This window comes from Thermodesulfobium sp. 4217-1, from assembly GCF_039822205.1.
Taxonomy (GTDB): Bacteria; Thermodesulfobiota; Thermodesulfobiia; order Thermodesulfobiales; family Thermodesulfobiaceae; genus Thermodesulfobium.
Window position 1 is genome coordinate 22,653 of sequence record NZ_JBAGBW010000016.1, and the last position, 26,648, is coordinate 49,300.

Below are 26,648 nucleotides of genomic sequence, written 5' to 3' on the forward strand. Positions count from 1 at the left end.
TCTTGGTCTAAAAACACACAGGCAAAGGAGTCCCTGCCCTGTCCCCTTATTCTTTGTCCAGAATTGCCTAACCTAACAGGGGTTAAAAGTTGTTTGCAAAATTAAATGCATTTTCTGCATCAGATTTCGCGCCAATTGACTTAAAGCCGTCTCCCGCTTTGACTAGATCCTCTCTGTTACCCTCGCTAAGTGCTACAGAAAATGCATAGTTGTAGGCAGTCCAAGCGTCAGCTTTAGAGCCTACACTCCTAAACCCATCTCCTGATTTGATTGCACCAGACGCAGATCTAAATTTCATAGCCAGTCCAAACGCATAATTGTATGCATTCCAGGAGTTTTCCTTGTCGCCCAAGGACTTAAAGCCGTCTCCCGCCAATATACACCCATCTAATGACTTTTGCATCTTCGCAAAAGCAAATGCAATAGTGTAAGCCTTCTTCGCGTCAGAATCACTGCCCAGCTTTCTAAAACCGTCTCCAACTGTAACCAGGGCTTGAATGTTCCTCTGAGAAATAGCAAGACCCAAGGCATAGGAATATGCATTCCATGCATCCTCGGTATCTCCTGCATTCAAAAAACTATCAGCAGCAGATAGAGTCTTGTCGATATTTCTCTGGATCATCGCAGCACCAAAGGACGCCGCAAGATCAGATGTGGACGTCTGACCAGAAGAGAGATCTGCAGAAGAAGAGCTGTAAGATCCAGAAGCTGATGGCATCACGCTGGAATTAACACCTTGTGCATTGCTTTGCTGTGAAAATGCGCTGTTAGATAAAAAAGGGTTTTTTGCACTATCAACGCTTTTTGCACCGGCAGAAACTGGAAAAAAGAATAAAAGGACAGTTAAAAACGCTGCCATTTTGGTGCAACCTTTCATTCAACTACCCCCTTTCAAGCGGGCAAATAAATTTTCAAAATAATTTAGGATAGTATAACATATTTTTTAAAAATACAACACATCTTGAAAGGAGAATTAAATTGATAAATAATCTAATAGATGAGCTCTATATTTTGTCCCTTTCTTCCTATAATGCAGGAGAATTACCTGTAGGTTCAATAATCTACAAAGAAGGAGATATATTGTCAGCGTCCGAAAATCTATGTGAAAGAAAAAAATCTCCCATCGAACACGCCGAGATATCAGCGATAAAAATCGCAGTCGAAAATTACAATAGATGGCATTTACAAGGTTCTACTATCTATTGTTCTCTTGAGCCCTGCCTGATGTGCGCTGGCGCAATAATAGAATGCAAGATAAAAAACGTAATATTTTGTGTAGAGTCCAAAAAACCCACAAGGGAGATCCTGGAATCAAACGGAGTTTTTTGTAGGCAGATATGTGACACAAGGTTCAATCATCTTTTAGAGAGATTTTTTAAAGACATAAGAAATAAAAATAGCGCTATATAGTATCAAGAGTCAGATATCCTCAGCGAAGATTGAAGTTCATTAAACAAAAAGTAGCGTAAATATTGACATAAAATTATAAAAAGTTTAGAATTACAACTTGTGAGCCGTTAGCTCAGCCAGGTAGAGCATCGGCCTTTTAAGCCGAGGGTCGAAGGTTCGAAGCCTTCACGGCTCACCATTTTGTTTTTAAGTAATTGTGCAATGAAACCTTTTGCTTAATCAATTAAAAGACAAAATGAAAAAGCGCGATATTGAAGTTGATTAGATTATTACATCTCCTGCATAGAACACAGGCCCATCCTTGCAAACTCTTACATATCCACTGACGCTCTTTACCACACAACCCATACAAGCCCCTGCACCGCAGGCAAAGACAGACTCTAAGCTTATCTGTGCGTTTTTGTGTCTCCTTTGGATTGCCTTCAACATTGGCACAGGTCCGCAGGCAAAAACGCCGTCATATTCTTTTTTCAATACAAAGTCAGCCACATTACCCTTTTCTCTATAAGATCCATCATCGGTATAAACAAATACTTCTCCGAGCTCAGCAAACGAATCTTCGAATATAACCCTATCCCTATTTCTAAATCCAAGTATTACGTCAACCTCAACTCCGTTTTTTTTAAGGTTTTTCGCCAGATAAAACATCGGCGCAATCCCTGTACCGCCAGCATATAGAAGAGCTTTTCTGACATTACCAAACTGAAATCCATTGCCCAGAGGTCCTCTAATCTTCAAGATATCTCCTGCCCTGGATCTGCTTAAAATCTTTGTCCCATTGCCCTTTATCTCAATCAAAAATCTAAGAATATTTTTATCAGCATCAAAAACGCTAAATGGCCTCATAAAAAATGGATCATTGAGATCGTTTACCTTCAACATAAAGAACTGCCCAGGAATGGGATTCAAATTAGTTTCAGCATCTAAATCAATTAAAAAATGGAAATTACTAACCCTTTCAGTATTTGCAATTCTTGTATCAATCATTTTTCCTATCTCCCAAAATTTTTTATCTTCCAGAAAAATGCAAGGAGGGCAAACTTTGGAAGTACTAGCATTCTCCTTGCCCTCTTTGGTTCGCTAATCAACCTGTAGAACCATTCAAGACCCAAGCTTCTAAAGATCTTTGGCGCCCTTTTCTTTTTGCCCGACAAGACGTCAAAGGATCCTCCAACTCCCATCCCGATTATATTATTATTAACTTTAGCAAGCTCATTTAAAAATAGCTCTTGTTTTGGAAAGCCCATAGCAGCCATCACAAATGATGCACCAGAGTTAGCTATTCTATCTACGGAAGGTCTAAAATCATCAAAATAGCCGTTTTCATAACCGACCACTTTTATGCCAATTTTTAAGAATTTATCGTTTAGAGCCTTTACGACATCATCGCTTGAGCCTATCAGATAAACTCCTTTGTCAAATTTTTTGCATATATCCAAAAAATGCGGTATAAGGTCGATCCCACACATTCTATTTGTATTCAGATATAAAGCAATGCCAATTCCATCTGGCACTACGAGATCTGCCCCGTTAAAAGTTTCAAGAGCAATCTTTGAGTTGGCATCCTTTTTCATAGAGTACATGACCATTTCAGGATTAAGGGTTACAATCCTGAAACCCAAGTTATTGGCAAGTCTTTCTTCGAAGGATGATAGTATGCCCTCAAGCTCTAATATATCAACAGGAACAAGATCGAATATAAGTTTTCTCATCTAATTGTGTGTTTAAATATAATCAAAATTTTTATAAGCCAATTTTTCAAGTTCTCTTAACTTTTTAGAAATTTGCTTTTCTATGATGCTCTTTCTATCGTACATCTCTGAGAGATCTTTAAGAGTCAGAGCTTTATAGCAATATTCTTCTAATCCTATCTGGCGCATAAAACCCCTAACCTTTGGGTCATAATCAATAGATATGAATGGAGTCAATGACTTAGCGCAAAATACTGCGCCGTGAAACCTGGTAGCCACGAACATCTCACATTGGGCGACCGACCTAAACGTTGTTAAAAAATCCCCATATAAAATTTCATCAAATTTTATTCCGCAACTCCTTAGATATCTCTCATCTTCTTTGTCGAATGCTACGCCTCTTATCACAAAACCCTCGCTCTTCAATCTCTCAGAAAACAACTTCAAGTCTTGAACTGACTGAGAAGATTCTTTGCACGATCTAAGGTTGATGCCAAAAATTTTCTCTTTCTTAGGATGCAAAAAATCTATTGTAAAGGTTATATCAGCAACCTCTTTGAGAATATCGCCATTCAATCTCAATCTTTTTGCCAAAGAAAGAGAGAGAGAATCTCTCAGGGCCAATGTGTCAACTCTATTTAAAAATTTAACAAAGAATTTTGACTTTTCAAGATCAATCGGGCCAAGCGATTGAGATAGCATTAGAGTCTTCTTCCCAAACAGGCTGGCAATAAAAACTATGCCTGTGTAAAAAACTAAGCTTGAAAAGCTAGTTCTATCTTGGATAATTCCTCCGCCCGGAAAGACTACTCTCTTAGCCAGCAATAAATTTTTAATCACATCAAATAATTTATTTTTCTCAACGTGATTGGGCGCTGATTTTTTAGAATTCCACAGAATCTTTACTTCATTTTTGTTCTTTAAAAGATATGCCTGGAGAATCGCATCATCTCCCACATTGCCAGCCCCAAAATAGCCTACTAAAAAGTCCAACTTAAGACTCTATTATTATATTGTCTATCAGACGGACCTTGCCTATCCAACCAGCCACAAGAACAGCTACCGGTGGCTTAATATCTGATTTTTCATTAAGATTTTCTATGTCTACTGCTTGAAGATAATCTAATTTTATGCCCTTGTCCTGAAGCCTTTTCTTTGCTTCTTCTATGATTCCTATTTCAAAAGAGCCAGATTCGATTTTCTCTTTTATCCAGAAAAGCTCTTTGCTAAGATTTAGAGCTAACTCTCTATCCTCAATAGACAGATATGAATTCCTTGAGCTCAAAGCCAAGTTATCAGTACCTCTTACGATAGGAGATGGAACAATTTTTACTGGAAAGTCCAAATCCCTTACCATCTTTCTCAAAATCACCATTTGCTGAAAGTCCTTCTCACCAAAATGGGCAAAATCAGGCTGCACTATATTAAAGAGCTTGCTAACGACTGTGCAGACCCCTTTAAAGTGGCCCGGTCTAAATAAGCCGCACAGCTTGTCCTGGAGCTCTCTTACCTCTACGAAACAAGATTGCCCCTCAGGATACATTTCTTCTGGACTAGGACAAAAAACAGCGTCAACGCCCTCTCTATCAAGCAATCTGAGATCTGTTGCAAGATCTCTTGGGTACCTGTCTAAATCCTCATTTGGACCAAATTGAATTGGGTTGACGAATATCGATACCACCACAATTCCAGACATTCCCCTCGCCCTTCTGACAAGAGATATGTGACCCTCATGCAAAAATCCCATTGTCGGAACAAGGGAAATTGTCTTACCAGCTGACCTTTTCGCTTCCAAAAACTTTCTCAGAGATTTCTTATCGAAAAAAACTCTCACTACAGGGCGTCCTTTGCTGTAGCGTTTATAATGTCTTTTATTTTATTATCTATAAATTTAGGAATATATGGGATATTTAAGTTCAAAAAGCCTGTGGTAATCAAAGAAACGGCATCGTCTTTATTTATCCCCCTGCTCATCAGATACTCCACCTGCTCTTGAGAAATTGGACCAATGGATGCCTCATGAGAAAGGTGTGCCCTTACAGAGCCTTCTGATACCAGAGCAGGAATTGCATACATCGTTGCCTCTTTTGAAAAGACTATGCCTCTGCAGTCAAGATGAGCCATACAAACTTCCTTTGTCTTTGCAATCATATCTCCTCTTGAATATATTACGCTCTGATCTGCTGCTATAGTCCTCGCAATCGACTCAGCGCGAGTGTTTGGAGCTTCAAGATACATCTTCGAACCAAGGTCGATATAAGAATCTTTTAATCCATATATTACATTGTTAAATTGAGCAGCAGCATTTTTGCCAGTGAGATAGACATTTGGTGCCGATTGAATTGATTTTACAGGCTTCATAAGAATATAATTGTTAACAAATTTGGCGTCCTCTTCAAGGTGAATGCTCGTTCTTGGCCTTACGTCAAAATTATCTGCCCAGTTGTGAATCATTGTAAAGGTTAGACTACCACCCTTTTTCACATAGAATTCACTAATTCCAAGATGAATGCCTTCAGCATCGTTCTTTGAAAGAGAGCACCCTGTAATAACGTTTAGAGATGCGCCCTCTTCGACGATGATGATATTGTGGACGTTTTGGCTTATGTTGTTCTCATCCACGAGCAAACACGCTTGCAAAGGGTATTCTATATGCTGATTTGGGAAAACCCTCATAAAATATCCGTGCGAAGGATTAAGTGCAACCGCAGCGGTGTATTTGTCCTGATCAGGCTTAACTATCCTCCAAAAATAATCCTCAATAAAATCAAATTTTTCTACCGCGTCATCTGTGCTCATTATCTGGAGCTGATCTTTATACTTTTCATTGAGACTCTCATATATTACGCTATGGTTTAGCTGAACAAATGAGCCACTTCTGACATCTTCTTTTATATCCATACCGCTCATAATAGCGGCTTCCATAGTTTGGGCCTTTAAAGATGACAGGTTCTCAACTCTATCTCTTTGGGCAAGCTCTTTAAATCTTTCCAGATCAACGTCAGGACCTAATAGAGCCTTTTTATCCTTTGCAGCAGCAGCTAACGATTTTATTTCAGAAAGCCTATTTTCACTTATTGGCATACCTGACACCCCTTATAACCATTTCGCTTTATTTCATTTAGCATATCTCTTGGATTACCGCTACATATTACCCTACCGTTTATGAAAATATAACCCTTGTCAGCGTTAACGAAGTCAAGAATATAGCCTGTATGGGTTATTATCAAGGCACCCCTTTTGGGGCTTCTCACCTTATCTTTGCCAAGCAAATGATTTATGGCATGGCCTACAAGAGCAATATTCTCCATATCCACGCCCGATTCGGGCTCATCTATAAGCACAAATTCAGGTTTTTGTAACATAAGTTGCAATATCTCAGATCTTTTCATCTCTCCGCCAGAAAATCCATCATTAATTGATCTCTTTATATGTTCTTTAATCTTCAGATTTTCCAAAATAACTTCAACTTCTTCATCAGAGATACCGTTGTTCTTGCTCAACAAATTTATCAATCTTTCCAGGCTTACGCCTCCGACCGTTGGAGGTCTCTGGAATGATAGACCAATGCCCATTTTTGACCTTTCATATATATCCTTGTTTGTAACGTCTTCCCCTTTAAAAAATATCTTGCCATGATCGACTTTATATTTTGGAAAACCCATCAAAGACATCATAAAGGAGGTTTTACCAGCTCCATTCGGTCCAAAAAGAACGTATACGTCCCCATACCCCATAGAGAAGTCTACTCCCTTGAGAACTTGCTTGCCCTCTACAGATACCCATAAATCTACTACCTGCAGCATCTCTTGCATATCGTTGCTCCTTAGGAAAAATTTTTATATGTCTAATTTTAACATATAAAAATAATAAAATTCAAAGAAGGCATCCTGTTCCAGAGTAGTGTAAAATTGTCTGACAATTTATAAAATTTTACAAAAATATCCATTTACACTAAAATTTTATAAGAAATATTCAGGAGGTGATAGGTTTGTATCCAACTCTCAAAGACTTTACTGATAAGATTTTTATTGTCGACACAACGCTCAGAGATGGCGAACAAACGGCTGGAGTTGTTTTTGCAAACCAGGAAAAGATCCACATTGCAAAACTCTTAGACGAAGTAGGCGTTAATCAGATCGAAGCAGGAATACCTGCTATGGGAGGTGGAGAAAAAGAAGCTATCAGATCGATAGTAAACTTAGGTTTAAAAGCATCGATAATGGCCTGGAACAGAGCGGTAATTGAAGACGTAAAAAATTCAATTGACTGCGGAGTTGATGCTGTAGCAATATCCATATCCACATCCGACATACACATTAAACACAAATTAAAAACATCGAGAGAAGACGTGCTTGATTCAATGTGTAAGACAGTTGAATTTGCAAAATCAAAGGGACTTTACGTCTCAGCAAACGCAGAGGACGCATCTAGATCTGACATGGATTTTTTGATCAGATTCGCCGAAAAAGCCAAACAGTCTGGAGCCGATAGACTCAGATTCTGTGATACCTTAGGGATTCTTGATCCATTTGAGACCTTTGCAAAAATTAAAACTATATGTGATAGCACGGGAATTGATATAGAAATGCACACCCACAATGATTTTGGTATGGCAACCGCCAACGCACTTGCAGGCGTAAGAGGTGGTGCAAAATATGTAGGAGTAACAGTAAATGGCCTTGGAGAGAGAGCTGGAAACGCTGCCTTGGAAGAGGTAGTAATGGCTCTTAAAATAATACACAACCTTGATCTTGGATTCAAAACAAAGAAGTTTATTGAAATATGCGAATATGTAGCCAACGCTTCATCAAGACAGATCCCAATATGGAAGACGATTGTCGGTGCTAACATATTTGCACATGAATCTGGAATACATGCCGATGGAGTGTTAAAGAATCCGACAACCTATGAGGCGTTTTCACCTGATGAAGTAGGTCTGGTTAGGCAGATCATCATAGGAAAGCATTCTGGAAGCGCAGCAGTAAAAAATAAATTTCATCAATTTGGCATAGAGTTGAGCAAAGAAGAGACAAAAATGATACTGGAAAGCGTTAGAAATCTATCAATTCAGCTAAAAAGGCCCTTGTTTGACAAAGAGCTTATGTATATTTACAACGATGTCCAAAAGGATATAAACAAGGAATCTAACTTAGCTGTCTAATATTAATATCGCGGCCAGGTTAAATGCCTGGCCTATTCTTTAGAAACCAGCTTACCGTCATATCGATACCGCTCTTTAAATCTGTTTTTGGCTCCCATTTAAGGTTTTTCTTGGCACTGCTATAATCCAACAAACTCCTTCTAAGGTCTCCCAACCTTGCGTCAGCATAATTTGGAATGGTTGCATCATCAGGTATTGACAAACCATATTTTTTTGCGCTCTCTAAAATTAATAAGAATATATCTTTAGTCTTGGTTGCCATGCCCGTCGAAATGTTAAATATTCCACTCTCATCTGACATAAGAGCAAGATCGTTTGCCCTTACAACGTCTTCAACAAACACATAATCTCTTATCATTCCGTCATTGTCTTCAGGAAATACGTTTATAGCAGACTTCTTACCATTAACTATATTTTCCATAAATATAGATACTACGCCTGCCTCACCATGCGGCACCTGTCTTGGGCCATATACGTTTGAGTATCTCAAAATCACATATTTAAACCCCGAACTTAAAGCCAAAAGTTTTATATAGTTCTCAGAAGTTAACTTCGCAAGAGCGTATGGAGAAACCAAACAAGGCTCTGTATCTTCTGTGGCAATATCTTTTATTTCACCATATATAGCGCCGCCAGTTGATGCAAATAAAAATTTTGCTTTTAATTTTGAAGCGCATTCGAGCATTTTTATCGTGCCAAGTATGTTCGTTTTTGCATCGGTGTATGGGTGGGTTACCGAATAGGGCACCGATATCTGAGCTGCCTGATGACAGATTGTGTCAGGAGAGAACTCCAATATCCTATCAGATGTGCTATCAGAACATATATCCCCCTGGAAGAACAAGCTTTTTGGGTTTACGTTTGCGATGTTTCCAGATGATAAGTCATCAATTGATAGAACGTCGTGACCCTTCTCTATCCAATAGTCTACGATGGTTGATCCGATAAAGCCAGCTGCCCCAGTAACCGCAATCTTTGCCAAATTTACCTCCTGAATTATTAACCTAAGTTAAACATATTTAAGTATATTGTATAACAAAAAAAATAGGGACAAAAATCGTCCCTACTTCTTTTTGTTATAGATTTTGGAAAATTTTAAATATTGGTTCCCTTTGCTTCCTTACCAGACAAGAGATTTGACCAAATTCTTATAGAATCTAATACTAACCATATACCCATAGCAAGGAGTAACAATGAGAGAAATGCGTTTATTCCCATAGCGAAGTTGCCCTTCATTGCAAGAGGCATATAAATATGGCTAAAGTTCAGCCAACAGGCATAAAATGTGACAATTGTCATAAAAACAGCAGGTAAAAATGTGACCATAGCGTAAGAGAACTTGCCAGTTCTCCTTAGAATTTCAGTGGTAGATATTATAAGGGCAAAGGTCGCAAGGAGTTGGTTGGTAGCTCCAAAGATAGGCCAGATAGTAGATACGTTGCCCGAATAAAGCAAATAGCCCCAAAAAAAAGACATAAGAAACCCAGTGGAAATAATGCCGAAGTTCCAGTGCATATCTTTAAATTGAGGTATAAAATATCCAAAGAACTCCTGCAAAAGATACCTGCCGACTCTTGTTCCAGCATCAATAGCAGACAAAATAAACATAGCTTCAAACATAATTATAAAGTGATACCAATAGGCCATCATGCCAGAAAGAAATGGTACCTGTTCGGTTATATAGGCTACGCCAGCAGCAAGAGAAACTGCTCCGCCAGGCCTTCCTGCAAGATTTTCGTGAACCATTGCAGACAGTATAGGAACCTGATTTGCAATCATGCCCAATTTTTCAAATACTGCCGGAGGAGTGTTAATTGCAAAGTAATCTCCCTGAGGCAGGACACAAGCGGCTATAAGTGCAAGGACGCCCACAAAGCTTTCTAATATCATTGCTCCATAGCCTATAAATCTCGCGTCACTCTCACAACTTATCATTTTTGGCGTGGTACCCGATCCAACGAGTGCGTGAAAACCAGATATGGCACCGCAGGCAATTGTTATAAACAAATATGGGAAAAGCGGGCCAGGAATAATCGGGCCGCCGCCTGCATCAAATTTAGTAAAAGCTGGCATTTGAAGATTTGGATGAACTATAAAAACGCATATTGCAATTGCAACCGCTACACCTATCTTCATATATGAAGATAGATAATCTCTGGGGAGAAGGAGCATCCAAACTGGTAGAACAGATGCTATAAAGGCATAAGTAGGCAAAATAATTTTTACAGTATTCTCATCAAAGGTTAGCATCCTCCCAATCTCTGATTGTGGTGGAACCAAACCACCAACCCAGGTAACGACAAATAAAAGAACCACACCTATAAGGCTAGCCTCCAAAATCTTACCAGGGCGAAATACATACATCCAAAAGGCCATTATAAAAGCAATCGGTATAGTAAGGCCGACAGTTATAATACCCCATGGGGAGTTCTTAAGAGCATTTACCACAGCTATAGAAAGTCCAGCCATGGCAAGGACAAGAATTAAGAATGTAGCAAGAGAGAGGACCTTGCCTGTTGGGCCAGAGATCTCTCTTCTTGCTATATCTGCCAGAGAACAAGCGCCTCTTCTGGTAGATGCGACAAGGACCACGAAGTCATGAACTGCGCCAGCAAGAGCCGCGCCAATGACCAGCCAAAGGAGCCCTGGCATAAAACCGAACTGTGCAGCAAGAACAGGGCCTATAAGAGGGCCAGCTCCTGCAATAGCTGCAAACTGGTGGCCAAATAAAACATATTTATTAGTAGGAACAAAGTCTCTCCCGTCATTGATCTTACATGCAGGAGTTTCGGCTCCAGAATCCAAACACATTACCTTTGCAGCAAGAAAGGCACTATAATAGCGATATCCAATTGCCCAAATAGCAAAACCGAAGATTAAAAGCAGTACAGCGCTTGGTACGCTTAAAACAGAAAGCAAAGCTAAGACAGCAACGATTAGAAGTAGAATGATCACAAAAATAGATGTAGCCTTCATTTCTCAAACCCCCTTAAAAAATTTGTCAAAACTTCTCCCTCCTTATTCTTCAAGATTTAATAAAAAATATACAAATTTATTATACCACATAGTTACTAGCATTTATTGAGTTAAATCATAAGAAAGTATTATAAAACCAACCTTTTCATTAATATTCATAACAGGAGACACTACAAAAAAAATACCTTTTTCATTCAAAACAGTTATTTTTTGAAAGCTTGAAAATTGTTCAGGATAAAACCTTGAGAAGTCAGAGCCTTCATATTTTTTATTAGTAGATATCTGAATCGTATTACCGCTCACAAAGCTAATTTCTCTAAAACCTTTATTTTTAACAATTTGATTAAAGCACTCTTCCACTTGATAAGTTCTATTTGACTGGATGCTATCCCTGACAAAAAAGGTTAATGGTATTGAGATATCTGTCAAAAAGTCTTTGCTATCGTTAGCAAACTTCTCCCCTAAATCTTTTTTCACACTTTCAATGTTTTTTTGACAGTTTCTATCATAAGTTTCCTTAGCAGAATTGATTGCAAATATCCAGTACACATTTGATACAATCAGGCAAATAAACAAAATAAAAATGAAGTAGACGTACCACTTAACTTTTTTCATATTCCCCTCCATAAAAGTTATTTACACATTTTAAATCTTTAGCTGTTTACAATTAATAATTAAATTTTTTAAAATACAAGAAGGAAAGAACAATATTTATGCTCATAGCGACATTTAAAGATTCAACGCTTTGGGTTGGTATACAAACTGTTTTGTTAGAGATGCCAATAATATCATCGCTTATGCCATTGCCTTCGTTTCCGAAAACAAGAAGGGTTCTTTTTGTGAATTCACAATTAAAAAAAGGCGTAGTAGCCCTTGGGGAAAAAGAAAATACTTCTAAGTCATCTTTCATTTCAATTATAATCTCATTAAAGCCTTTCCTTCTAAATGGCACCTTAAAAATTGCTCCAGCTGATGACCTAATAACCTTTGAGTTGTAAACGCTGCAAGAATCCTCAGACAAAAACACACCGCCGCATCCAAATGCCAGAGAACTTCTCAAAATAGTGCCCAGATTTCCAGGATCTTGAATCCTATCCAGATAAATCCACGGCGAGGGACCAAACTCTTTTTGTTCAGGAGGCCTGCCAAAGCTAATAATGCCGGTTGGAGACCTTTCGCTTGAAAGTCTCTTTATGATCTCATCTTTAACTATGGTGAATTTTAAATTTTTACATATTTCTGTAAAAATCTTATCTTGAAAAAAGGCATTCTCGAGCATTTCTTCATCTTTTAAAAGGATAAGATCTGGCAAATAATTTGCTCTGAGAGCCTCTTCCAGAGTATGAAAGCCCTCAAAAAAAACAAATTGCCCAGATTTTTTCATTCTGAGCAATTCTTTAATTTCAGCCCTTGAAGCAAAGCTTATGTTCAAAAAGTTACAAGTCCTTGACTTGCATTACTACCTTTTTAAATTGCTCTGGATAAGAAAGAGCCATCTGTGCCAAAACTTTTCTGTCAAGATCGAGGCCAGACTTCTTTAAAGCACAAATAAACTTGCTGTATGAAAGACCATATTCTCTCACAGCAGCGTTTATCCTTACGATCCAAAGACTTCTATATTCTCTCTTTTTCCTTCTTCTATCATTAAAGGCATAAGCAAGGGCATGAAGCAAATGCTGATTTGCAGTCCTATAAAGTCTGTGCAAAGATCCCCTAAAACCTTTAGTCATCTTTAAAACCTTCTTGTGACGCCTATGCGTCACAAAACCACCTTTAACGCGCATATTCTTTTCCTCCTAAAAAATCCTAAATTTAAAAATTAATTTACGTTGTGATATGGAAGCTGAATCAAAAGTCTTGGCAGGTCAGAGCCCGATAAGACTAAAATATTTGAAAGGCTTCTCTTTCTTTTTGGGCTCTTATGAAAAAGGAGGTGACTCCTATTTTGCTGTCTTCTGATAATCTTTCCAGAACCCGTTACCCTAAATCTCTTAGCTGCTGCTCTACACGTTTTCATCTTAGGCATCTTTCAACCCTCCTTTTTGTTCTATCTTTTGTTTTATTTTAGCTGGGCCGATAACTGCTACAAGGTGTTTCTCTGTCTCGACCTCAGGAAGTTTTTCTAAAACAGCATTTTCGAGTAGACCAAAAAATTTGTTAACAAGTTCTATTCCCTGATTCATGTGAATCATTTCTCTGCCTCTAAATATAACACTAAGTTTAACCTTGTTGCCCTCGTCAATGAAGTCTTGTGCAGCTTTCGCCTTGGTTTTAAGATCGTTCCCGCCTATAGCAGGTCTCAAACGAACTTCTTTAATGATAGTCTGCCTTTGATGTTTTCTTTGAGATTTTTCTTTTTTTGACTGCTCAAATCTGAATTTTCCATAATCCATAATTCTTGCTACAGGGGGGCTTCCCTGAGGAGCAATTAACACGAGATCGCTACCTTTTGTCCTCGCCAACCTTAAAGCCTCTTGCGTAGTCTGCACACCCAATTGCTGACCATCAATATCGATCAGTCTAACGTTAGGGTAGATCTGGATCTCTTCATTAACGACATACTCTTTGCTTATAACATTCACCTCCGAATTTAAAAATAAGACAATAATACTAACACAGATCTTTTATATAAAAAAGACCTAAAGTAAAATATATTTGATTATACGAAAAAACAAAAAAAATAACAACGATCAATTCATAATAAACTATAATAGTATAAACTATGAATTATAAATTTGCACAGATATTTATAAATGCTCTGGAAGACTACCTTATATTATATTCTCTATTGTGTCCGCTTGATAGTTCGAGCTTTTTCACAATAGAGTTCGCTATAGCGTATATAGAAAGAGGCTTTCCAGGACTATATATAAAAGAATTGAGAACTCAATGGAAACACTATGCGAATGATATCCAATTTAGAGATTATCTTGTGCAAAATTCTACATTTATAAAAAACTTAGATTCCAAAGAGATTGATCTCGACCTAATAGTCAAACTGAGAAAATTTTTACAGACTGCGAAAAAGCTGGTTATTATTTATGTCCCTGATGTAACAGAGAAACTCTTTCCATATATCAATCTCGATGAAAGAGAGCTTCTTGACCCTGTAAAACTAAAAAAATCTTTAAAGAGGGGTGCCTTTTGATAGGGATTGATATTGTAAGCCACAAAAGAATAGAGAAAGTTTTCAATCGATTTAAACATGAATTTCTCAGAAAAATATATACAGAAAATGAGATAGAATATTGTCTAAGTAAAAAATCTTTTGTAGAATGCTTATCTGCAAGGTTTGCGGCAAAAGAGGCTTGCATAAAAGCTATTTATCAATACTGCTCTGTGCGCCTGGAAATGAAACAAATAGAAATATGCGGCAAGAGAAATGAAGGAGCGACCATAAGGATATATTCCGATAAGTTAGATACATCAAGTTTACAAATATTACTCTCGATATCCCATGAAAAAGAGTATTCTGTGGCAGTTGTGTTAATTAATACAAATAGCTTGGAAAAAGGAGGAAATTGAAATTATTAGAAAAGCCAGGATTGATGATGCAAAGAAGATAAAAGCCTTGATCGAAGGCTTCGCCAAACACGATCTTATGCTTGTAAGACCGCTATCTGATATATACGAATGTATAAGAGATTTTTGTGTGGTAGAAATCGATGGAAAAGTATGCGGTTGCGGAGCACTTCATATATTTTGGGATGATATAGCAGAGATAAGAAGCCTATCTGTAAGCTCAGAATATCAAAGAAGAGGAATAGGAAAAGAGATTGTGAATTTTCTTATTAATGAGGCAAAACAACTTAAATTAAAAAAGGTATTCGCTCTAACCTATCAGGTTGTTTTCTTTAAATCTGCAGGATTTGACATAGTAGATAAGTCACATCTACCGCAAAAAATATGGTCAGATTGCGTAAAATGCCCCAAATTCCCTGATTGTGATGAAGTTGCAATGATTCACAAGATATAGAACAGGACATTGATAATATTGGACTTTTTTGTGTTGCTCATATCTTTGCTCGCCATCTTAGCATTCTGTGAATTATTTACAAATGCCGTAGAATGGCTTGGAAAAAGTCTAAATTTCGGTCACTCAGTGGTGGGCAGCGTATTTAGTGCAGTTTCAACTGCCCTGCCAGAAACAATTGTGCCAATAATAGCCCTTATAACCATCCCGACCTTTACTTCCAGAGAAGAAATTGGCATAGGAGCAATTTTGGGCGCGCCTCTTATGCTCTCAACGCTAACCTTTTCTTTGCTAGCTATACCGGCTATCTTTAGAAAAAAAGATAGCAATCTAAATTTTAAAAGAGAATCTCTTCTCTTAGACATAAAGTTTTTTATATTAAATTTTTCTGCGGCGCTATTGATATCGCTCTTTGCAGAACAGCTAAGAGGCTTTTTTGTTATATTTTTTCTAATATCTTATCTGGCATATCTATACATAGTTTTCAAAAACGATGAGGGCTTCGAAGAAGAAGAACTACACCCCCTTATATTTTGTAAGTCAGCATACCCTTCAAATATATTTATATTTTCGCAATTGGCCATTGGGTTGTGCGGAATTGTTTTGTCATCATATTTTTTTGTAACGAGCATTGAATCGGTATCAAAAATTATTGGACTTGCTCCTTTTATAATATCAGTGATACTTTCTCCGATAGCTACAGAGCTCCCGGAAAAGTTTAACTCAATATCCTGGGTTATTAAGGGCAAAGACCATCTGGCTATGTCAAACATTACAGGCGCAATGGTATTCCAATCTTCCTTTCCAATAATAGTAGGGCTGACACTAAGTACATGGCACCTTGATGAGAGGGCGCTTATTTTAGGCTGTATAACAATTATTTCCTCTCTATATCTATATTTTTTAATAAGAAGGGGCAGTATCAATCCAAAAGCACTGTCCATAAACTTTATCTTATATATAACTTACATCCTAATATCTATAAACTTTGGAGCTAAATAAATATGAATTTAGATTGCTTATTCGACAAAAAAGAGATTTTTCTCATAGTAGGGCTTGGCAACATAGGACAAGAATACAGCCTAACCAGACACAATATAGGTTTTTTATTTTTGGACTTCTTAGCAGACAGTCTTGGCATAAAGCTGTCAGGATACAAAACTAAAATTAACAATCTGATATTTCTAAAACCTACCACGTATATGAATAGGTCGGGAATTGCAGTTCAAGAGGTTTCAAGTTTTTACAAAATTGAACCAAAAAACATTATAGTTATATACGATGATATGGATCTTGATTTCAAAACGATACGGTTTAGACCAAAAGGAAGTTCTGGAGGGCACAAAGGCATAGGATCGATTATAGATATCCTTGGGACAGATTCAATTCCAAGAATAAAGATTGGCATAGGAAGAGAAAAAAACGCTGAGGCAAAAGACTATGTATTGTCAAGGTTTAACAGTGATGAAATGCTGTATTTACCTGAAATATTTGATGCTGCAAAAAATTGTCTTGAGATTTTTTTGGAAAAGGGAGCGAGTTTAGCGCTTGAAAAATGCGGCAGAGTTAAAATTATCTCCTAAACGTCCTTGCGCTAAATCCTTGAAAGGGAGAATTAATTGAAATTCATAGAAGATCTCTTTGATAATATATTGAAGCGTATCACAAAATCATACAAGGATCGTGTAATAGATATTCAATTTGAGAGTGCACTATTTCTAATTGACTCTTGTATGAAACAGAAAAAGAGGTCGCTTTTTGTCTACAAAAACGAAAAGCTATCCCAAGAAGTATACGCCCTATTCAGAAGAATCTCCAAACATGGTAGTGAAAGGGAAGAGGCCCTGCTACTTTCACTATATCCAGCGTGGGATATTCTGTTTGGGGAAAGGCTCTCACCATCTCCCAGGATAACTTCTCAAAGGATTATAGCGCACAAAAGCGATTACACTATGTTAAGCTCTGTAAAAGCCATCCTCTCGCCTCTCGAAGATAATTTTCAAAGTTTTAATCTCATCTCTGGCATAGAGATTGATAGGGACAATCTAATAAGTATGCTAAACACTACATACGTTAGAAAGAGTCTTTGCGAATTGCCAGGAGAATTTGCAGTAAGAGGAATGTTGTTGGACATCTTTCCATTTTACTTAGAAGCTCCGATAAGGCTTATTTTTAGCGACAACACGCTTAAACAGATAAAATCTTTCAATCCAGAAGACCAAAGAACCTTACAGGAAATAGAAAATTTTAATCTAATAACCATTAAACCATTAAAATTTTCAGATGAAGAAAAAGAAAATATCAAATCATTTTTCGAGAGCCTGCCCAAAAATGACAGAGATCTGATATCTGATGAGATAGACAATATTATGTCAGACACGAATTTCTCTGGCATTGAAAATTATCTATGTTTTAAGAAGGACTTAAAATTTCTACCAGATGATTTTGACTCTATCTTTTTTGTTGAAACAGACCAAATCCAATCTGAGATAGAAAGACTTCTGCAAGAAACTAAAAAACTCAGAACCTTTCAGATTGAAAACAACATATACGTACAAATGCCTTCTTTTGTTAATAGAGTTAAAAATTTTGTTTGTCCATCAACCCAGGGCAGCTCTGAGGTTAGCTGTCATCATAAGGACATCATCAGCTTAGACAAAGGCCTCTTGCAACCTTTTGCAAAAGAAATAAATCAGGCGCCGCCTTTGCCCAGGGGCAGAACAGAAGACATTCAAAATACTCTAAAGTGGTATCTAAAATCTGGTTACACTGTCGAAATATCAATCAATCATATGCCAGATTTTATAAAAGATCTAGAAGGCCCTCAGATAATATTGTCAGAAAAAACCTATCCTGCTGGCATAGAAATTATCGGAATAGATAAAGAAATTGCAAAAAAATATAATATAAGAGAAAATTTTATAATCTTTACCTCACAAGAATTCTCAACAAGGCAGGCAAAGGAAACAACTTGTAGGCGTAAAAATATAACAAGTCTGCAGGAGCTCCAATATAACGATTTGGTAGTTCACAGAGACCATGGCATTGGAAGATTCTCAGGCCTAAAGCTAATGAATTTTAGCGGTGTACAAAAAGAATATGCACAGATTTTATACAAAGACAAAGACTTGCTATATATTCCGGTTGAAGAGTTTACAAGGCTCTCAAAGTATATAGGCCCAGATGATGTAGAACTCTCAAGCCTGAAATCAAACGAGTGGGTCGCAAAAAAAAAGAGAGCTAAAGAGTTTGCAGAGAAGATAGCCCACGAGATAGTTTTCATTGAGGCATCCAGACAGAATGTTCACAGAGATGCTTATTCAAAGGGCAAAGAACTTTCTATAGAAGAGTTAGACCTAAAAGAAAGCTTCATGTATCAAGAAACGCCAGATCAGGAAAGGGCCATTGAAGATGTATTTTCAGATATGTCAAAACCCTATCCAATGGACAGGCTCATAGTAGCAGATGCGGGATTTGGCAAAACAGAAATTGCGATAAGAGCTTCCTATAGAGCAGTGCTCGCATCAAGACAGGTTGCGGTTCTGGCTCCAACAACTCTGCTCTCAGATCAGCACCTTAGAACATTCAAGAATAGGTTTGATGCACTTGGAGTAAGAGTAGAAGGCCTATCAAGAATTTCGTCAGGAAATAAGAATAAGATATTGCAAGATCTTGCAGAAAATAAAATAGATATAATTATAGGCACGCATTCTTTGTTATCAAAAAATGTAAAATTTAAAAATTTAGGGCTATTAATCATAGACGAAGAACAAAAGTTTGGCGTTATGCAGAAAGAGCGCTTCAAAAAAATTAGAACAGAGCTTGATGTCTTATCTCTATCTGCGACGCCCATACCCAGAACGCTAAATATGGCGCTAAGCGGTCTAAGGGATATATCTACGATCTTTACGCCCCCGCAAAACAGGATGCCAATTCGATCAATAGTATCGGTATTTAAAGACGTAATAGTTAGAGAGGCTATACTCAGAGAAATAGACAGGGGCGGACAGGTATTTATCGTCGATGCAAGAATCGCAAACCTAAACAATCTAAGGGACAGAGTAGAAAGTATAGTAAATAACGTTAGTTGTGCCATTCTACACGGACAAAAAAGCCCACAAGAGATATCATTGACTTTAGAAAAATTCTTAAACTCAGAAATAGACGTTTTAATATCAACTGCTATATTAGAATCTGGTTTAGACATACCTCAGGTGAACACTATAATCATAAACAATGCCGATCTCTTTGGACTCTCTGAACTCTATCAGTTGAGGGGGAGAGTGGGGAGAAGCTCAAAGCAAGGTTATGCATATTTTCTATACAACTCAGATAAAAAAATTACAGAAGATGCCAGGAGAAGGCTCTATACAATCCAAAAAAATTCTGCTCTTGTAAGCGGTTTTAACATAAGCCTAAAGGATATGGAGATAAGAGGAACCGGAAATGTATTGGGCACACAACAACATGGACACATGGAGAATATTGGCGTTGAATTGTTCACCGAAATGATATCGGAAGAGCTGTCAAGAATAAGGGGCTCTGCAAAGGAGCTCACTCAGGTAACAGCTCACATTGAACTATTTATTGATAAAGATTATATAAACGAAGAGGGGCTAAGAATCGATCTATACAAGAGACTACAGAAAATTGAGAACGAAGAAGAGCTTTATTCTTTACAGGAAGAAGTCGAAGACAGATTTGGCAAGATGCCCCAAGGACTTCTAAATATATTTTTAGTAACACTAATAAGGTTAAAAGCCACAAAATTGGGGATTAAAGAGCTACACATTCTGAAAGACAGGCTAAAAATTGCCCCGAATAAAGATGAATACACAGAAAAAATAAAAAAGAGCTCATTTTTTATAAAATCTTCAAAAGAAGAGATTACCGTTCGAAGCCCCAACCCAACCGATCCATTTGGTATGGCCATATCTATCCTATCAGCTATATCAAAGTAAATCTTATGCCTCTCTCTTCATTATCCATGCGTCTTTATGTTCGCCATAATAATTTTTTCTCTTATATATAATTCTAAAACCCAATTTTGTATAAAAGGCGCAGGCAAGAACATTGGTAGACTCCACCTCAAGCCACATTTCTTTACCATTAAGGAAAAAATTCTCAACTGCATGCTTAAATAGCCTGCTGCCCAAACCAATATTTCTAAAGCCTTCCTCAACGTATATATATGCAAGATGAACCTCATCAAAGACTTTAAAAAACGAAACGAATCCAACTGGCATATTGTTATAAATGGCTATATAAAAACACTTCATCGGATCTTGCAAATCTTTTTTCAAAAAATCTATATTTGGATAGAAAGAAGGCAAACGTTTGCCAAATTCCATCAAATTCTCACAGTAGGCCTCAGAGACAGGAGAGATGTTTATCTGGGATTTATCAATTTTGTCAAAAGCACTATCCTCATTGTTCATTATGTTAATGTCGAACGGTTCCATATTTTGACATTAAGATCGACCCCATATTCTGGTTCGAAATTATATATATCCTCTTTCTTGAAAATCTCATATATTATTTTAATGTCATTTATAGAAATATTCACAAAATTCTTCAGCTCGCAATTTCCTATGAAAAATCCTTTTGTAGTTATAACTTCGTCTTCTTCTGCCAATTTATAGTTACAAAATTTGCTATCACGCGAACAGTCAGCAAGATAATAGGTTTTCTTTTTTGAAAGAAGAGCCATATTATATTTTTCTTCTTTTATATTGGATAAAAATATTTCAAAGACATTAGCTGAGTAGAGACTTGCGCCCAAGCAAAGACATAGAGTCTTAGCAAATAATATGATCATTCTCAATGAGGTAAATGAGCCAGGACCCCTGCAAACGTAAATTGAATCAATTTCATTGATATTAATACTATACAGATCTAAAAAATGACTAAATCGAAGATGCAGTTGATCTGACAAATGTCCTTTGAAACTGAAATTTTTAATGTCTTTGCCGTTGGCTATCATAAAAAAAGTCTCATCATTTACATTCGCAATAAAAAATTTAATATTTTTCACCGTCCCTTAAGATTAACTTTTATTGAAAAGACTGCAATACTCAGCAGCCTTCCCCCCACGAATAAAGATCTCTCTATGATCCTCATATAAAACAAATTCAAAAACCGTTGCGTTTTTAAATATTGGCAAATCAAATTTTGGCCACTCGACTATTACAATCTCATCTTCAATTTCTTCAAGCTCCATAAAAAGGGCAAAATCTGGCTTTTCCAACCTATAAAAATCAAGATGATAAATTCTTGTGTCTTTAAAATCGTACTTGTTCAAGAGAGTGAAACTCGGGCTAAAGGCTGTACCCACAATCCCTCTCACAAAGGTAGTCTTGCCAGATCCCAGATCCCCTACCAAGAGCAAAACGTCGCCCTTTTCAAGAATTTGGCTGACTTTATCGCCGAACTCAGTCATTTCCTCTTCGCTATTAATTACTACTTTATTAACTTTATTTTTATCCTTTTCTGCCATATTATTTTTTTACACAGCATATTAATTTCATTTCTCAAACGCTAGTTTTGCAATTTTTAAAGAAAGTTCTTTTTCCTTTTTTGCCAGGTCTAAAAATTCAACCTTTGCTTCTTTGTTGGTGGAGAGATTTTCTCTTAAAATTAACATATTTTTTCTTGTCCACGCAAGTTGTAATATCGTTTCCCACTGATCGTCTGAAATAATTGGTATATCCTCTAAGATAACCTGACTTATTTTAGCCTTTGTTTTATCAGACAGCTCGAAAATATTGTCGTCCAAATCAAATCCATCCTTACTAAAAATCTCTTCTGCTGCCTGCAAAAATTCATCATCGCTAAAAAGCATAGAATAATCAAAAGATTTAAGCAAAAAGTAAAAGTCAGGTCTCTCAATAATTGTCCTCAAAATATGTCTATCAAGATAATTTACAGAACCATAGACTATCTTTTCTCCAGATATCTTTCTTTTCGATATCCTTTCCGAATCCGACAGAATCCTTGATTGTGGAATATGCAGTTTTTCGCTAACCTTTTTTACAAATTCATCGATCTCTTCTGCGCCAAGGTTTTGTATCTGTGAAATAGCCAGTCTATATTTTTGTCTTTTTGACTCAATGGTATTAGAAATATCAGAAAAGATAAGATTGACTCGAAAATCTACGCCGCTAATATAATTTTGCAAAATTTTTCCCATAGCTGTCCTGCCCGACCTCACAAGAACGTCATGTGGATCCAAGCCATCGGGGAGAGTTGCGACAGAAAGGCTGCAAGTAAATTGATCTGTCATATTTAAGAGTCTATTTGTAGCAATCTTACCAGCTTCGTCAGCGTCATACATAATGATTAATCTATCTACGATCTTATCTATCCTCTTAAAGGCAGATGGACTAGCGCTAGTTCCCAGAGATGCAACTGTGTTTCTAAAAGAGTTCTGATGCATCATCAGAGCATCAAGATAACCCTCGACCAATATAGCCTTTCTTGAACTCTTTATGTGTTCAAAGGCCCTATCGATTAAAAATAGCGTATTCTTTTTCCTGAAGACAACGGTATCAGGATAATTTAGATATTTAGGGGAGTCTAATGCATTAGTTATCAGCCTTCCGCCAAAAGCCACAATTTCATTTTCTGCATCCTTGATAGGGAAGGAAATCCTGCCAGCAAGACGCAATATGCTATCCCTTATATTTGAAAATATAGCAGATTTATAAATTATATCTTCAGAGATAGATAGTTTCTTCAGTCTTTCGACCAGATCCACTGCATCTTCTGGAACGAATCCTATTTCATATTCTTTCAAAAAATCATCAGAAAAACCCCTTGAACGCAGATAATTCAAAGCCCCACTTCCAATTTCTTTCCATAGACTTTCCTTAAAAAACTCGCCTGCCTCACTAAGCACCTTTAGAACCTTGTCTTTTGACGAGCTCTCAAATTCAGAGGATATCTCAATACCGCAAATTGAGGCAGCCTTCTTAAATGCCTCTACGAAAGTAAGATTTTCAAGTTTCATAAGAAAAGCAAAAGCATCCCCGCCAGTCTTACATCCAAAGCAGTAAAAAAGGCCTTTTTCGGGGTTTACATGAAAAGATGGAGTTTTTTCGTTGTGAAAGGGACACAACCCGATAAGGCTCTTCCCTTGCTGTTTCAAATGAACATAATGTCCAATAATCTCTGTTATTGAGATCTGTTTCTTGATATAGTCAAGATCCATAATATTTTACAAAAAAGGGTCAATCAAATTTAAACATATTATTTCCATAGCTACAGGATACTATGAATCAGAGGCACCTTCAATCAAGAATTTAATTACAGAAAAAACTCCTGGATAGACCCTCACTTTTGCCTCATATTCTCCTGGCATCTTAGCGCCATCAAAGGTTATTTGTTTTGAATCAAAATCAAACCCTAACTCTTTTAATTTATTAGAGATATCTTTTGAGGTTATAGCTCCATAAAATTTGTTATTTTCGCCAACCCTTGCCTTGATCACTATATTTGTAGAAGAGAGCTTCTGTGCCAAAGCCTTTGCATCAGTCAATCTCTTATCTTCTTTCTTTTTGTTTGCAACCTTTCTTGTCTCATATTCTTCTATAATTGACTTTGTAGCCTCTTTTGCCATCTTTTTTAAAAACAAAAAATTTCTCGCATAACCCTGAGAGACCTCGACTATATCCCCTGTCTTGCCAAGAGACTTTATATCTTGTGTAAGCAATACCTTAATCTTATCCATACTATATATCCTCCCTACAAGATTGAAATTTCAAAGGCAATATTACAAAAATTAGAAAGCGAAAAGAAACGAGAAAATCATCTAATAAATCTTCTAATGTTAAAAACAGAATCAAACACTCCAAAAAAAACTAACGAAAAGCTCAAAAAGGGCAATATTACAAACAACAAAACTATAAATATGCTTATAGTTTTAGATAAAAAAGCGTTTTTCAAAATCAATTTTTTTGACAGTATATACAAGAGCACAGAAGCCCCTGCAACTATATACACAAAAGTAAGTATCGATTCAATGTTTAAAAAAGCGTTTTTAAATTCAGTCGGTATCGGTAAAAAGGCTGCTACTAAAGTAAGCAAAAATAAGAGACTTAACTCATAAGGAACGTGAATATCTTTGAAATTTCCAAACTTAGTAACTTCAATTTTATAGACATATTTTAAAATATAAGAAACAACTCTATATTGGAAGAGAGACCACAGAAAAAACAACAGTATCAATATAGAGGGGAGATATATTTCAAAATATTTTACAAATTGTTTAACCTCTTCAGGTGTTACGCCCGAAGACCCTTGATAGTAGGTCACCATAAATGATTCAAAGCTCGTATAAATATTGTTTAAAAGATCCTTTGGGCCAGAAAAGATAATATATGCCGCTCCTAAAGCAAATAGCCCGGCAAGAGCTGCAGTAGAGCCGAGCAAAACATTTATCGGCTTTTCTCTCTTTAAAATTGCCCCCATAACTATACCCAAAGAAAAATTAATTGAACAAAAAACTACAGAAATTATGTATGGTAGAAAAATAGCTATAATGATGCCAGATAGAAGCAGGGCAATCATGCCTTGAACAATGCCTTTTTTATACGTGATCACACAAATAGGTGCAGCCATCAATAGAAGCCCCAAAAAACCTAATGTTGGCACATAAATACCAAATAAAACAAGAAATACCACTAAGGCCGATACTAGCAAAACCTCAATGGCATCAAAGTTTTTTTTAAACAAAGGACCTCCTTAAATAAAAGTGAGTAGTTAGCTATAGGTCTTGATGTATTCAAGTAAACTACTACAAGTTTAAGTGCTAACTACTCACGATTAATCTTTTAGTCGACAGTAAATGGCAAAAGAGCGATCATCCTTGCCCTTTTTATCGCTGTAGTAAGCTGCCTTTGATGCTTAGCGCAAGCTCCAGTAGCCCTTTTTGGCAAAATCTTACCTCTATCGCTTAGATACTTCTTTAAACGATTTACATCTTTATAATCAATAAACTTAACTTTTTCTGCACAAAAAGAACAGGCCTTACGTCTAACTCTTTTTCTTGTATTCTGTAATGCCAATTAAAACCCTCCTTCTATTTCAAGACAATTTAAAATAAGTAATAAAATTTAAAATTAATCAAGTAGCTACTTAAAGCTCACGCTCTCCAATTTCTAAAAAGGAGAGTCACCCTTAGAAAAGTCATCATCAAATATAAAATCTTCTAATTCAGCGCTTTCTTCTCCAGTAGCTGACTTTTGGGAATTGTCTTGCTTGGGCGTCAGAAGCTGAACGCTATCAGCAATAATCTCAGTAACAGTTCTCTTAGAGCCTTCTTTGGTTTCATAGCTCCTATTTTGTAATCTGCCCTCTACAAGAAATAGTACTCCTTTTCTCATATAGTTACTGACAAATTCAGCAGTAGCGCGCCAGGCTACTATATTGAAAAAATCTGCATTTGTTTGATCTGTAGAATTCTTTCTGTTAATCCTATTGACTGCAATAGTCAAACTCGCCACAGGTATGCCATCAGCAGTGTATCTGAGTTCTGGATCTTTAACAAGCCTACCTACTAATATGACCTTATTAAATCTGCTCATCAGAATCAGTCTCTCCTTTTTTTGACTGATTATCCTCCTTATCAGCACTCACGACTACTTTTTGAAGGATATCTGGTTTTTTGACTATCATATGACGAATCACAATTTCATTAATCTTCAAAATTCTGTCGATTTCTGAAACCGCAGATGTTACCAACTTAAATTCATCATAGAAATAGATAGCTTCACGCAGGTCGTCAATCGTATAAGCTAATCTTTTTTTGCCCCAGTTGTCGCTTTTTATAAGCTCACCGGAATTTTTTGCAATCAGATCGTGAATACGCTTCATCAACGCATCGATCTTTTCCTCTTCCGCATTTGGGTTGAAGAGAATTACTAGTTCATAAAACTTTGAATTTATCAACAAAACACCTCCCTATGGGTTTTGCCCTCTGTGTGGGCAGGGATAAAAATGGCGGAGAGGGAGGGATTCGAACCCTCGAGACAGTTTTAGCCATCTACACGCTTTCCAGGCGAGCCTGTTCGGCCACTCCAGCACCTCTCCAAAAAGCAAACACATTATAACACAGTTACGAAGAAAGAGTGAATAGAAGAAATAAACTTAACTCTTACAAGCAATAACTAAGAAAACAATATTAATTTAAAACATATCTCTTATTTCATCTATACTTTGAACCTTGATAGTAGCTTTAAGTATTCTTCTTAACTTCTCCCTGTCCTTCGTTTTTTTCACCAATAGCTTTATATCTCTTGGAACTTTATCAAATTTGGCTTCAATGGCATCTAAAAGTAAATCCTGGGCTTCAATAATCATGCCCTCTATCTTACCTTTCTCCATACCTTTCTCCATACCTTTCTCCATACCTTTCTCCATACCCTTTTTCATGCCT

The 26,648-nt window shown here is 36.8% G+C and carries 31 protein-coding genes, 2 tRNA genes and 1 pseudogene; 9 read left to right on the plus strand and 25 right to left on the minus strand.

Features of this window, described 5'->3' with window-relative positions:
- Window positions 1-82 precede the first annotated feature (82 nt).
- Window positions 83-877 (minus strand): hypothetical protein, encoded by a 795-nt coding sequence (locus V4762_RS06935; RefSeq protein WP_347315060.1) that lies wholly within the window; start codon window positions 875-877, stop codon window positions 83-85.
- 101 nt (window positions 878-978) lie between these two features.
- On the opposite strand from V4762_RS06935, the gene V4762_RS06940 reads away from it, so the two are divergent.
- On the plus strand, window positions 979-1,410 hold the full coding sequence (locus V4762_RS06940; RefSeq protein WP_347315061.1) for a nucleoside deaminase: 432 nt from the start codon (window positions 979-981) through the stop codon (window positions 1,408-1,410).
- A 101-nt stretch (window positions 1,411-1,511) separates the two neighbouring features.
- Window positions 1,512-1,588 (plus strand) — tRNA-Lys (locus tag V4762_RS06945).
- 83 nt (window positions 1,589-1,671) lie between these two features.
- Here the strand turns inward: V4762_RS06945 and V4762_RS06950 are convergent.
- From V4762_RS06950 to V4762_RS06975, 6 genes are read right to left on the minus strand one after another with little or no spacing between them, the layout of a single operon-like run.
- Entirely contained in the window at window positions 1,672-2,397 is a 726-nt protein-coding gene (locus V4762_RS06950) for a dihydroorotate dehydrogenase electron transfer subunit (RefSeq protein ID WP_347315062.1), read from the minus strand.
- A gap of 5 nt (window positions 2,398-2,402) precedes the next feature.
- Window positions 2,403-3,122, minus strand: coding sequence for a WecB/TagA/CpsF family glycosyltransferase (locus V4762_RS06955; RefSeq protein ID WP_347315063.1), 720 nt, complete (start codon window positions 3,120-3,122; stop codon window positions 2,403-2,405).
- 12 nt (window positions 3,123-3,134) lie between these two features.
- Window positions 3,135-4,094: a polysaccharide pyruvyl transferase family protein gene (locus tag V4762_RS06960; RefSeq protein WP_347315064.1), complete on the minus strand. Its 960-nt coding sequence runs from the start codon at window positions 4,092-4,094 to the stop codon at window positions 3,135-3,137.
- 1 nt (window position 4,095) lies between these two features.
- Window positions 4,096-4,935: a pantoate--beta-alanine ligase gene (gene panC / locus V4762_RS06965; RefSeq protein WP_347315065.1), complete on the minus strand. Its 840-nt coding sequence runs from the start codon at window positions 4,933-4,935 to the stop codon at window positions 4,096-4,098.
- A complete protein-coding gene (locus V4762_RS06970; RefSeq protein ID WP_347315066.1) occupies window positions 4,935-6,185 on the minus strand; it encodes a SufB/SufD family protein in 1,251 nt (416 codons plus the stop codon). Before V4762_RS06970 ends, panC begins: the two co-directional genes overlap by 1 nt.
- Window positions 6,176-6,916, minus strand: coding sequence for an ABC transporter ATP-binding protein (locus V4762_RS06975; RefSeq protein ID WP_347315067.1), 741 nt, complete (start codon window positions 6,914-6,916; stop codon window positions 6,176-6,178). Before V4762_RS06975 ends, V4762_RS06970 begins: the two co-directional genes overlap by 10 nt.
- Window positions 6,917-7,092: 176 nt before the next feature.
- Between V4762_RS06975 and nifV the strand changes: the two genes are divergently transcribed.
- Window positions 7,093-8,265 carry a homocitrate synthase gene (gene nifV / locus V4762_RS06980; protein WP_347315068.1) on the plus strand — a complete coding sequence of 391 codons (1,173 nt, stop codon included), beginning with the start codon at window positions 7,093-7,095 and terminating at the stop codon, window positions 8,263-8,265.
- Window positions 8,266-8,284: 19 nt separating this feature from the next.
- Here the strand turns inward: nifV and V4762_RS06985 are convergent, their stop codons facing one another.
- The 7 genes from V4762_RS06985 to infC all read right to left on the minus strand — a co-directional run bounded on the left by V4762_RS06985 (window position 8,285) and on the right by infC (window position 13,823).
- Window positions 8,285-9,247: an NAD-dependent epimerase/dehydratase family protein gene (locus V4762_RS06985; protein WP_347315069.1), complete on the minus strand. Its 963-nt coding sequence runs from the start codon at window positions 9,245-9,247 to the stop codon at window positions 8,285-8,287.
- Between the two features lie 113 nt (window positions 9,248-9,360).
- Entirely contained in the window at window positions 9,361-11,241 is a 1,881-nt protein-coding gene (locus V4762_RS06990; protein ID WP_347315070.1) for a carbon starvation CstA family protein, read from the minus strand.
- A 102-nt stretch (window positions 11,242-11,343) separates the two neighbouring features.
- Complete coding sequence (locus V4762_RS06995; RefSeq protein ID WP_347315071.1) at window positions 11,344-11,856, minus strand: hypothetical protein; 513 nt, start codon at window positions 11,854-11,856, stop codon at window positions 11,344-11,346.
- 52 nt (window positions 11,857-11,908) lie between these two features.
- On the minus strand, window positions 11,909-12,673 hold the full coding sequence (locus V4762_RS07000) for a TrmH family RNA methyltransferase (RefSeq protein ID WP_347315072.1): 765 nt from the start codon (window positions 12,671-12,673) through the stop codon (window positions 11,909-11,911).
- A gap of 4 nt (window positions 12,674-12,677) precedes the next feature.
- Window positions 12,678-13,025 carry a 50S ribosomal protein L20 gene (rplT, locus tag V4762_RS07005; RefSeq protein WP_347315073.1) on the minus strand — a complete coding sequence of 116 codons (348 nt, stop codon included), beginning with the start codon at window positions 13,023-13,025 and terminating at the stop codon, window positions 12,678-12,680.
- A gap of 35 nt (window positions 13,026-13,060) precedes the next feature.
- Window positions 13,061-13,267 carry a 50S ribosomal protein L35 gene (gene rpmI, locus V4762_RS07010; RefSeq protein ID WP_347315074.1) on the minus strand — a complete coding sequence of 69 codons (207 nt, stop codon included), beginning with the start codon at window positions 13,265-13,267 and terminating at the stop codon, window positions 13,061-13,063.
- Window positions 13,260-13,823 carry a translation initiation factor IF-3 gene (gene infC / locus V4762_RS07015; RefSeq protein WP_347315075.1) on the minus strand — a complete coding sequence of 188 codons (564 nt, stop codon included), beginning with the start codon at window positions 13,821-13,823 and terminating at the stop codon, window positions 13,260-13,262. Before infC ends, rpmI begins: the two co-directional genes overlap by 8 nt.
- A gap of 140 nt (window positions 13,824-13,963) precedes the next feature.
- Between infC and V4762_RS07020 the strand changes: the two genes are divergently transcribed.
- From V4762_RS07020 to mfd, 6 genes are read left to right on the plus strand one after another with little or no spacing between them, the layout of a single operon-like run.
- Window positions 13,964-14,389: a hypothetical protein gene (locus V4762_RS07020; RefSeq protein WP_347315076.1), complete on the plus strand. Its 426-nt coding sequence runs from the start codon at window positions 13,964-13,966 to the stop codon at window positions 14,387-14,389.
- Window positions 14,386-14,766 carry a holo-ACP synthase gene (gene acpS / locus V4762_RS07025; RefSeq protein ID WP_347315077.1) on the plus strand — a complete coding sequence of 127 codons (381 nt, stop codon included), beginning with the start codon at window positions 14,386-14,388 and terminating at the stop codon, window positions 14,764-14,766. The genes V4762_RS07020 and acpS overlap by 4 nt, the downstream gene beginning before the upstream one ends.
- A 1-nt stretch (window position 14,767) precedes the next feature.
- The gene (locus V4762_RS07030; RefSeq protein WP_347315090.1) at window positions 14,768-15,217 is read left to right on the plus strand and encodes an N-acetyltransferase; all 450 of its coding nucleotides are present in this window, start codon (window positions 14,768-14,770) and stop codon (window positions 15,215-15,217) included.
- An 18-nt stretch (window positions 15,218-15,235) separates the two neighbouring features.
- Complete coding sequence (locus V4762_RS07035; protein ID WP_347315078.1) at window positions 15,236-16,216, plus strand: sodium:calcium antiporter; 981 nt, start codon at window positions 15,236-15,238, stop codon at window positions 16,214-16,216.
- Window positions 16,217-16,218: 2 nt separating this feature from the next.
- Entirely contained in the window at window positions 16,219-16,797 is a 579-nt protein-coding gene (gene pth, locus V4762_RS07040; RefSeq protein ID WP_347315079.1) for an aminoacyl-tRNA hydrolase, read from the plus strand.
- A gap of 36 nt (window positions 16,798-16,833) precedes the next feature.
- Window positions 16,834-20,175, plus strand: coding sequence for a transcription-repair coupling factor (gene mfd / locus V4762_RS07045; RefSeq protein ID WP_347315080.1), 3,342 nt, complete (start codon window positions 16,834-16,836; stop codon window positions 20,173-20,175).
- 3 nt (window positions 20,176-20,178) lie between these two features.
- On the opposite strand, the gene V4762_RS07050 is transcribed toward mfd, so the two are convergent.
- The 11 genes and pseudogenes from V4762_RS07050 to V4762_RS07100 all read right to left on the minus strand — a co-directional run.
- On the minus strand, window positions 20,179-20,652 hold the full coding sequence (locus tag V4762_RS07050; protein WP_347315081.1) for a GNAT family N-acetyltransferase: 474 nt from the start codon (window positions 20,650-20,652) through the stop codon (window positions 20,179-20,181).
- Window positions 20,652-21,248 (minus strand): hypothetical protein, encoded by a 597-nt coding sequence (locus V4762_RS07055; RefSeq protein WP_347315082.1) that lies wholly within the window; start codon window positions 21,246-21,248, stop codon window positions 20,652-20,654. The genes V4762_RS07050 and V4762_RS07055 overlap by 1 nt, the downstream gene beginning before the upstream one ends.
- A 12-nt stretch (window positions 21,249-21,260) precedes the next feature.
- Entirely contained in the window at window positions 21,261-21,710 is a 450-nt protein-coding gene (gene tsaE, locus V4762_RS07060) for a tRNA (adenosine(37)-N6)-threonylcarbamoyltransferase complex ATPase subunit type 1 TsaE (RefSeq protein WP_347315083.1), read from the minus strand.
- Between the two features lie 27 nt (window positions 21,711-21,737).
- Window positions 21,738-23,423 (minus strand): DNA primase, encoded by a 1,686-nt coding sequence (gene dnaG, locus V4762_RS07065; RefSeq protein WP_347315084.1) that lies wholly within the window; start codon window positions 23,421-23,423, stop codon window positions 21,738-21,740.
- Between the two features lie 60 nt (window positions 23,424-23,483).
- The gene (gene rplI, locus V4762_RS07070) at window positions 23,484-23,942 is read right to left on the minus strand and encodes a 50S ribosomal protein L9 (RefSeq protein WP_347315085.1); all 459 of its coding nucleotides are present in this window, start codon (window positions 23,940-23,942) and stop codon (window positions 23,484-23,486) included.
- A 77-nt stretch (window positions 23,943-24,019) separates the two neighbouring features.
- Window positions 24,020-24,946 carry a DUF2232 domain-containing protein gene (locus V4762_RS07075; RefSeq protein WP_347315086.1) on the minus strand — a complete coding sequence of 309 codons (927 nt, stop codon included), beginning with the start codon at window positions 24,944-24,946 and terminating at the stop codon, window positions 24,020-24,022.
- 98 nt (window positions 24,947-25,044) lie between these two features.
- Window positions 25,045-25,278: a 30S ribosomal protein S18 gene (gene rpsR / locus V4762_RS07080; protein WP_347315087.1), complete on the minus strand. Its 234-nt coding sequence runs from the start codon at window positions 25,276-25,278 to the stop codon at window positions 25,045-25,047.
- Between the two features lie 93 nt (window positions 25,279-25,371).
- On the minus strand, window positions 25,372-25,797 hold the full coding sequence (locus tag V4762_RS07085) for a single-stranded DNA-binding protein (protein WP_347315088.1): 426 nt from the start codon (window positions 25,795-25,797) through the stop codon (window positions 25,372-25,374).
- Window positions 25,784-26,161 carry a 30S ribosomal protein S6 gene (gene rpsF / locus V4762_RS07090; protein ID WP_347315089.1) on the minus strand — a complete coding sequence of 126 codons (378 nt, stop codon included), beginning with the start codon at window positions 26,159-26,161 and terminating at the stop codon, window positions 25,784-25,786. Before rpsF ends, V4762_RS07085 begins: the two co-directional genes overlap by 14 nt.
- A 49-nt stretch (window positions 26,162-26,210) precedes the next feature.
- Window positions 26,211-26,302: transfer RNA gene (locus V4762_RS07095), tRNA-Ser, on the minus strand.
- Window positions 26,303-26,398: 96 nt separating this feature from the next.
- Window positions 26,399-26,648, minus strand: a pseudogene (locus V4762_RS07100) (hypothetical protein); the annotation flags it as partial.

Coding starts and splice junctions, on each gene's coding strand:
- V4762_RS06935 (WP_347315060.1), bottom strand. CDS start 877: ATGAAAGGTTGCACCAAAATGGCAGCGTTTTTAACTGTCCTTTTATTC.
- V4762_RS06950 (WP_347315062.1), bottom strand. CDS start 2,397: ATGATTGATACAAGAATTGCAAATACTGAAAGGGTTAGTAATTTCCAT.
- V4762_RS06955 (WP_347315063.1), bottom strand. CDS start 3,122: ATGAGAAAACTTATATTCGATCTTGTTCCTGTTGATATATTAGAGCTT.
- V4762_RS06970 (WP_347315066.1), bottom strand. CDS start 6,185: ATGCCAATAAGTGAAAATAGGCTTTCTGAAATAAAATCGTTAGCTGCT.
- V4762_RS06975 (WP_347315067.1), bottom strand. CDS start 6,916: ATGCAAGAGATGCTGCAGGTAGTAGATTTATGGGTATCTGTAGAGGGC.
- V4762_RS06990 (WP_347315070.1), bottom strand. CDS start 11,241: ATGAAGGCTACATCTATTTTTGTGATCATTCTACTTCTAATCGTTGCT.
- V4762_RS06995 (WP_347315071.1), bottom strand. CDS start 11,856: ATGAAAAAAGTTAAGTGGTACGTCTACTTCATTTTTATTTTGTTTATT.
- rplT (WP_347315073.1), bottom strand. CDS start 13,025: ATGCGCGTTAAAGGTGGTTTTGTGACGCATAGGCGTCACAAGAAGGTT.
- rpmI (WP_347315074.1), bottom strand. CDS start 13,267: ATGCCTAAGATGAAAACGTGTAGAGCAGCAGCTAAGAGATTTAGGGTA.
- V4762_RS07020 (WP_347315076.1), top strand. CDS start 13,964: ATGAATTATAAATTTGCACAGATATTTATAAATGCTCTGGAAGACTAC.
- pth (WP_347315079.1), top strand. CDS start 16,219: ATGAATTTAGATTGCTTATTCGACAAAAAAGAGATTTTTCTCATAGTA.
- V4762_RS07050 (WP_347315081.1), bottom strand. CDS start 20,652: ATGAACAATGAGGATAGTGCTTTTGACAAAATTGATAAATCCCAGATA.
- tsaE (WP_347315083.1), bottom strand. CDS start 21,710: ATGGCAGAAAAGGATAAAAATAAAGTTAATAAAGTAGTAATTAATAGC.
- dnaG (WP_347315084.1), bottom strand. CDS start 23,423: ATGGATCTTGACTATATCAAGAAACAGATCTCAATAACAGAGATTATT.
- rplI (WP_347315085.1), bottom strand. CDS start 23,942: ATGGATAAGATTAAGGTATTGCTTACACAAGATATAAAGTCTCTTGGC.
- V4762_RS07085 (WP_347315088.1), bottom strand. CDS start 25,797: ATGAGCAGATTTAATAAGGTCATATTAGTAGGTAGGCTTGTTAAAGAT.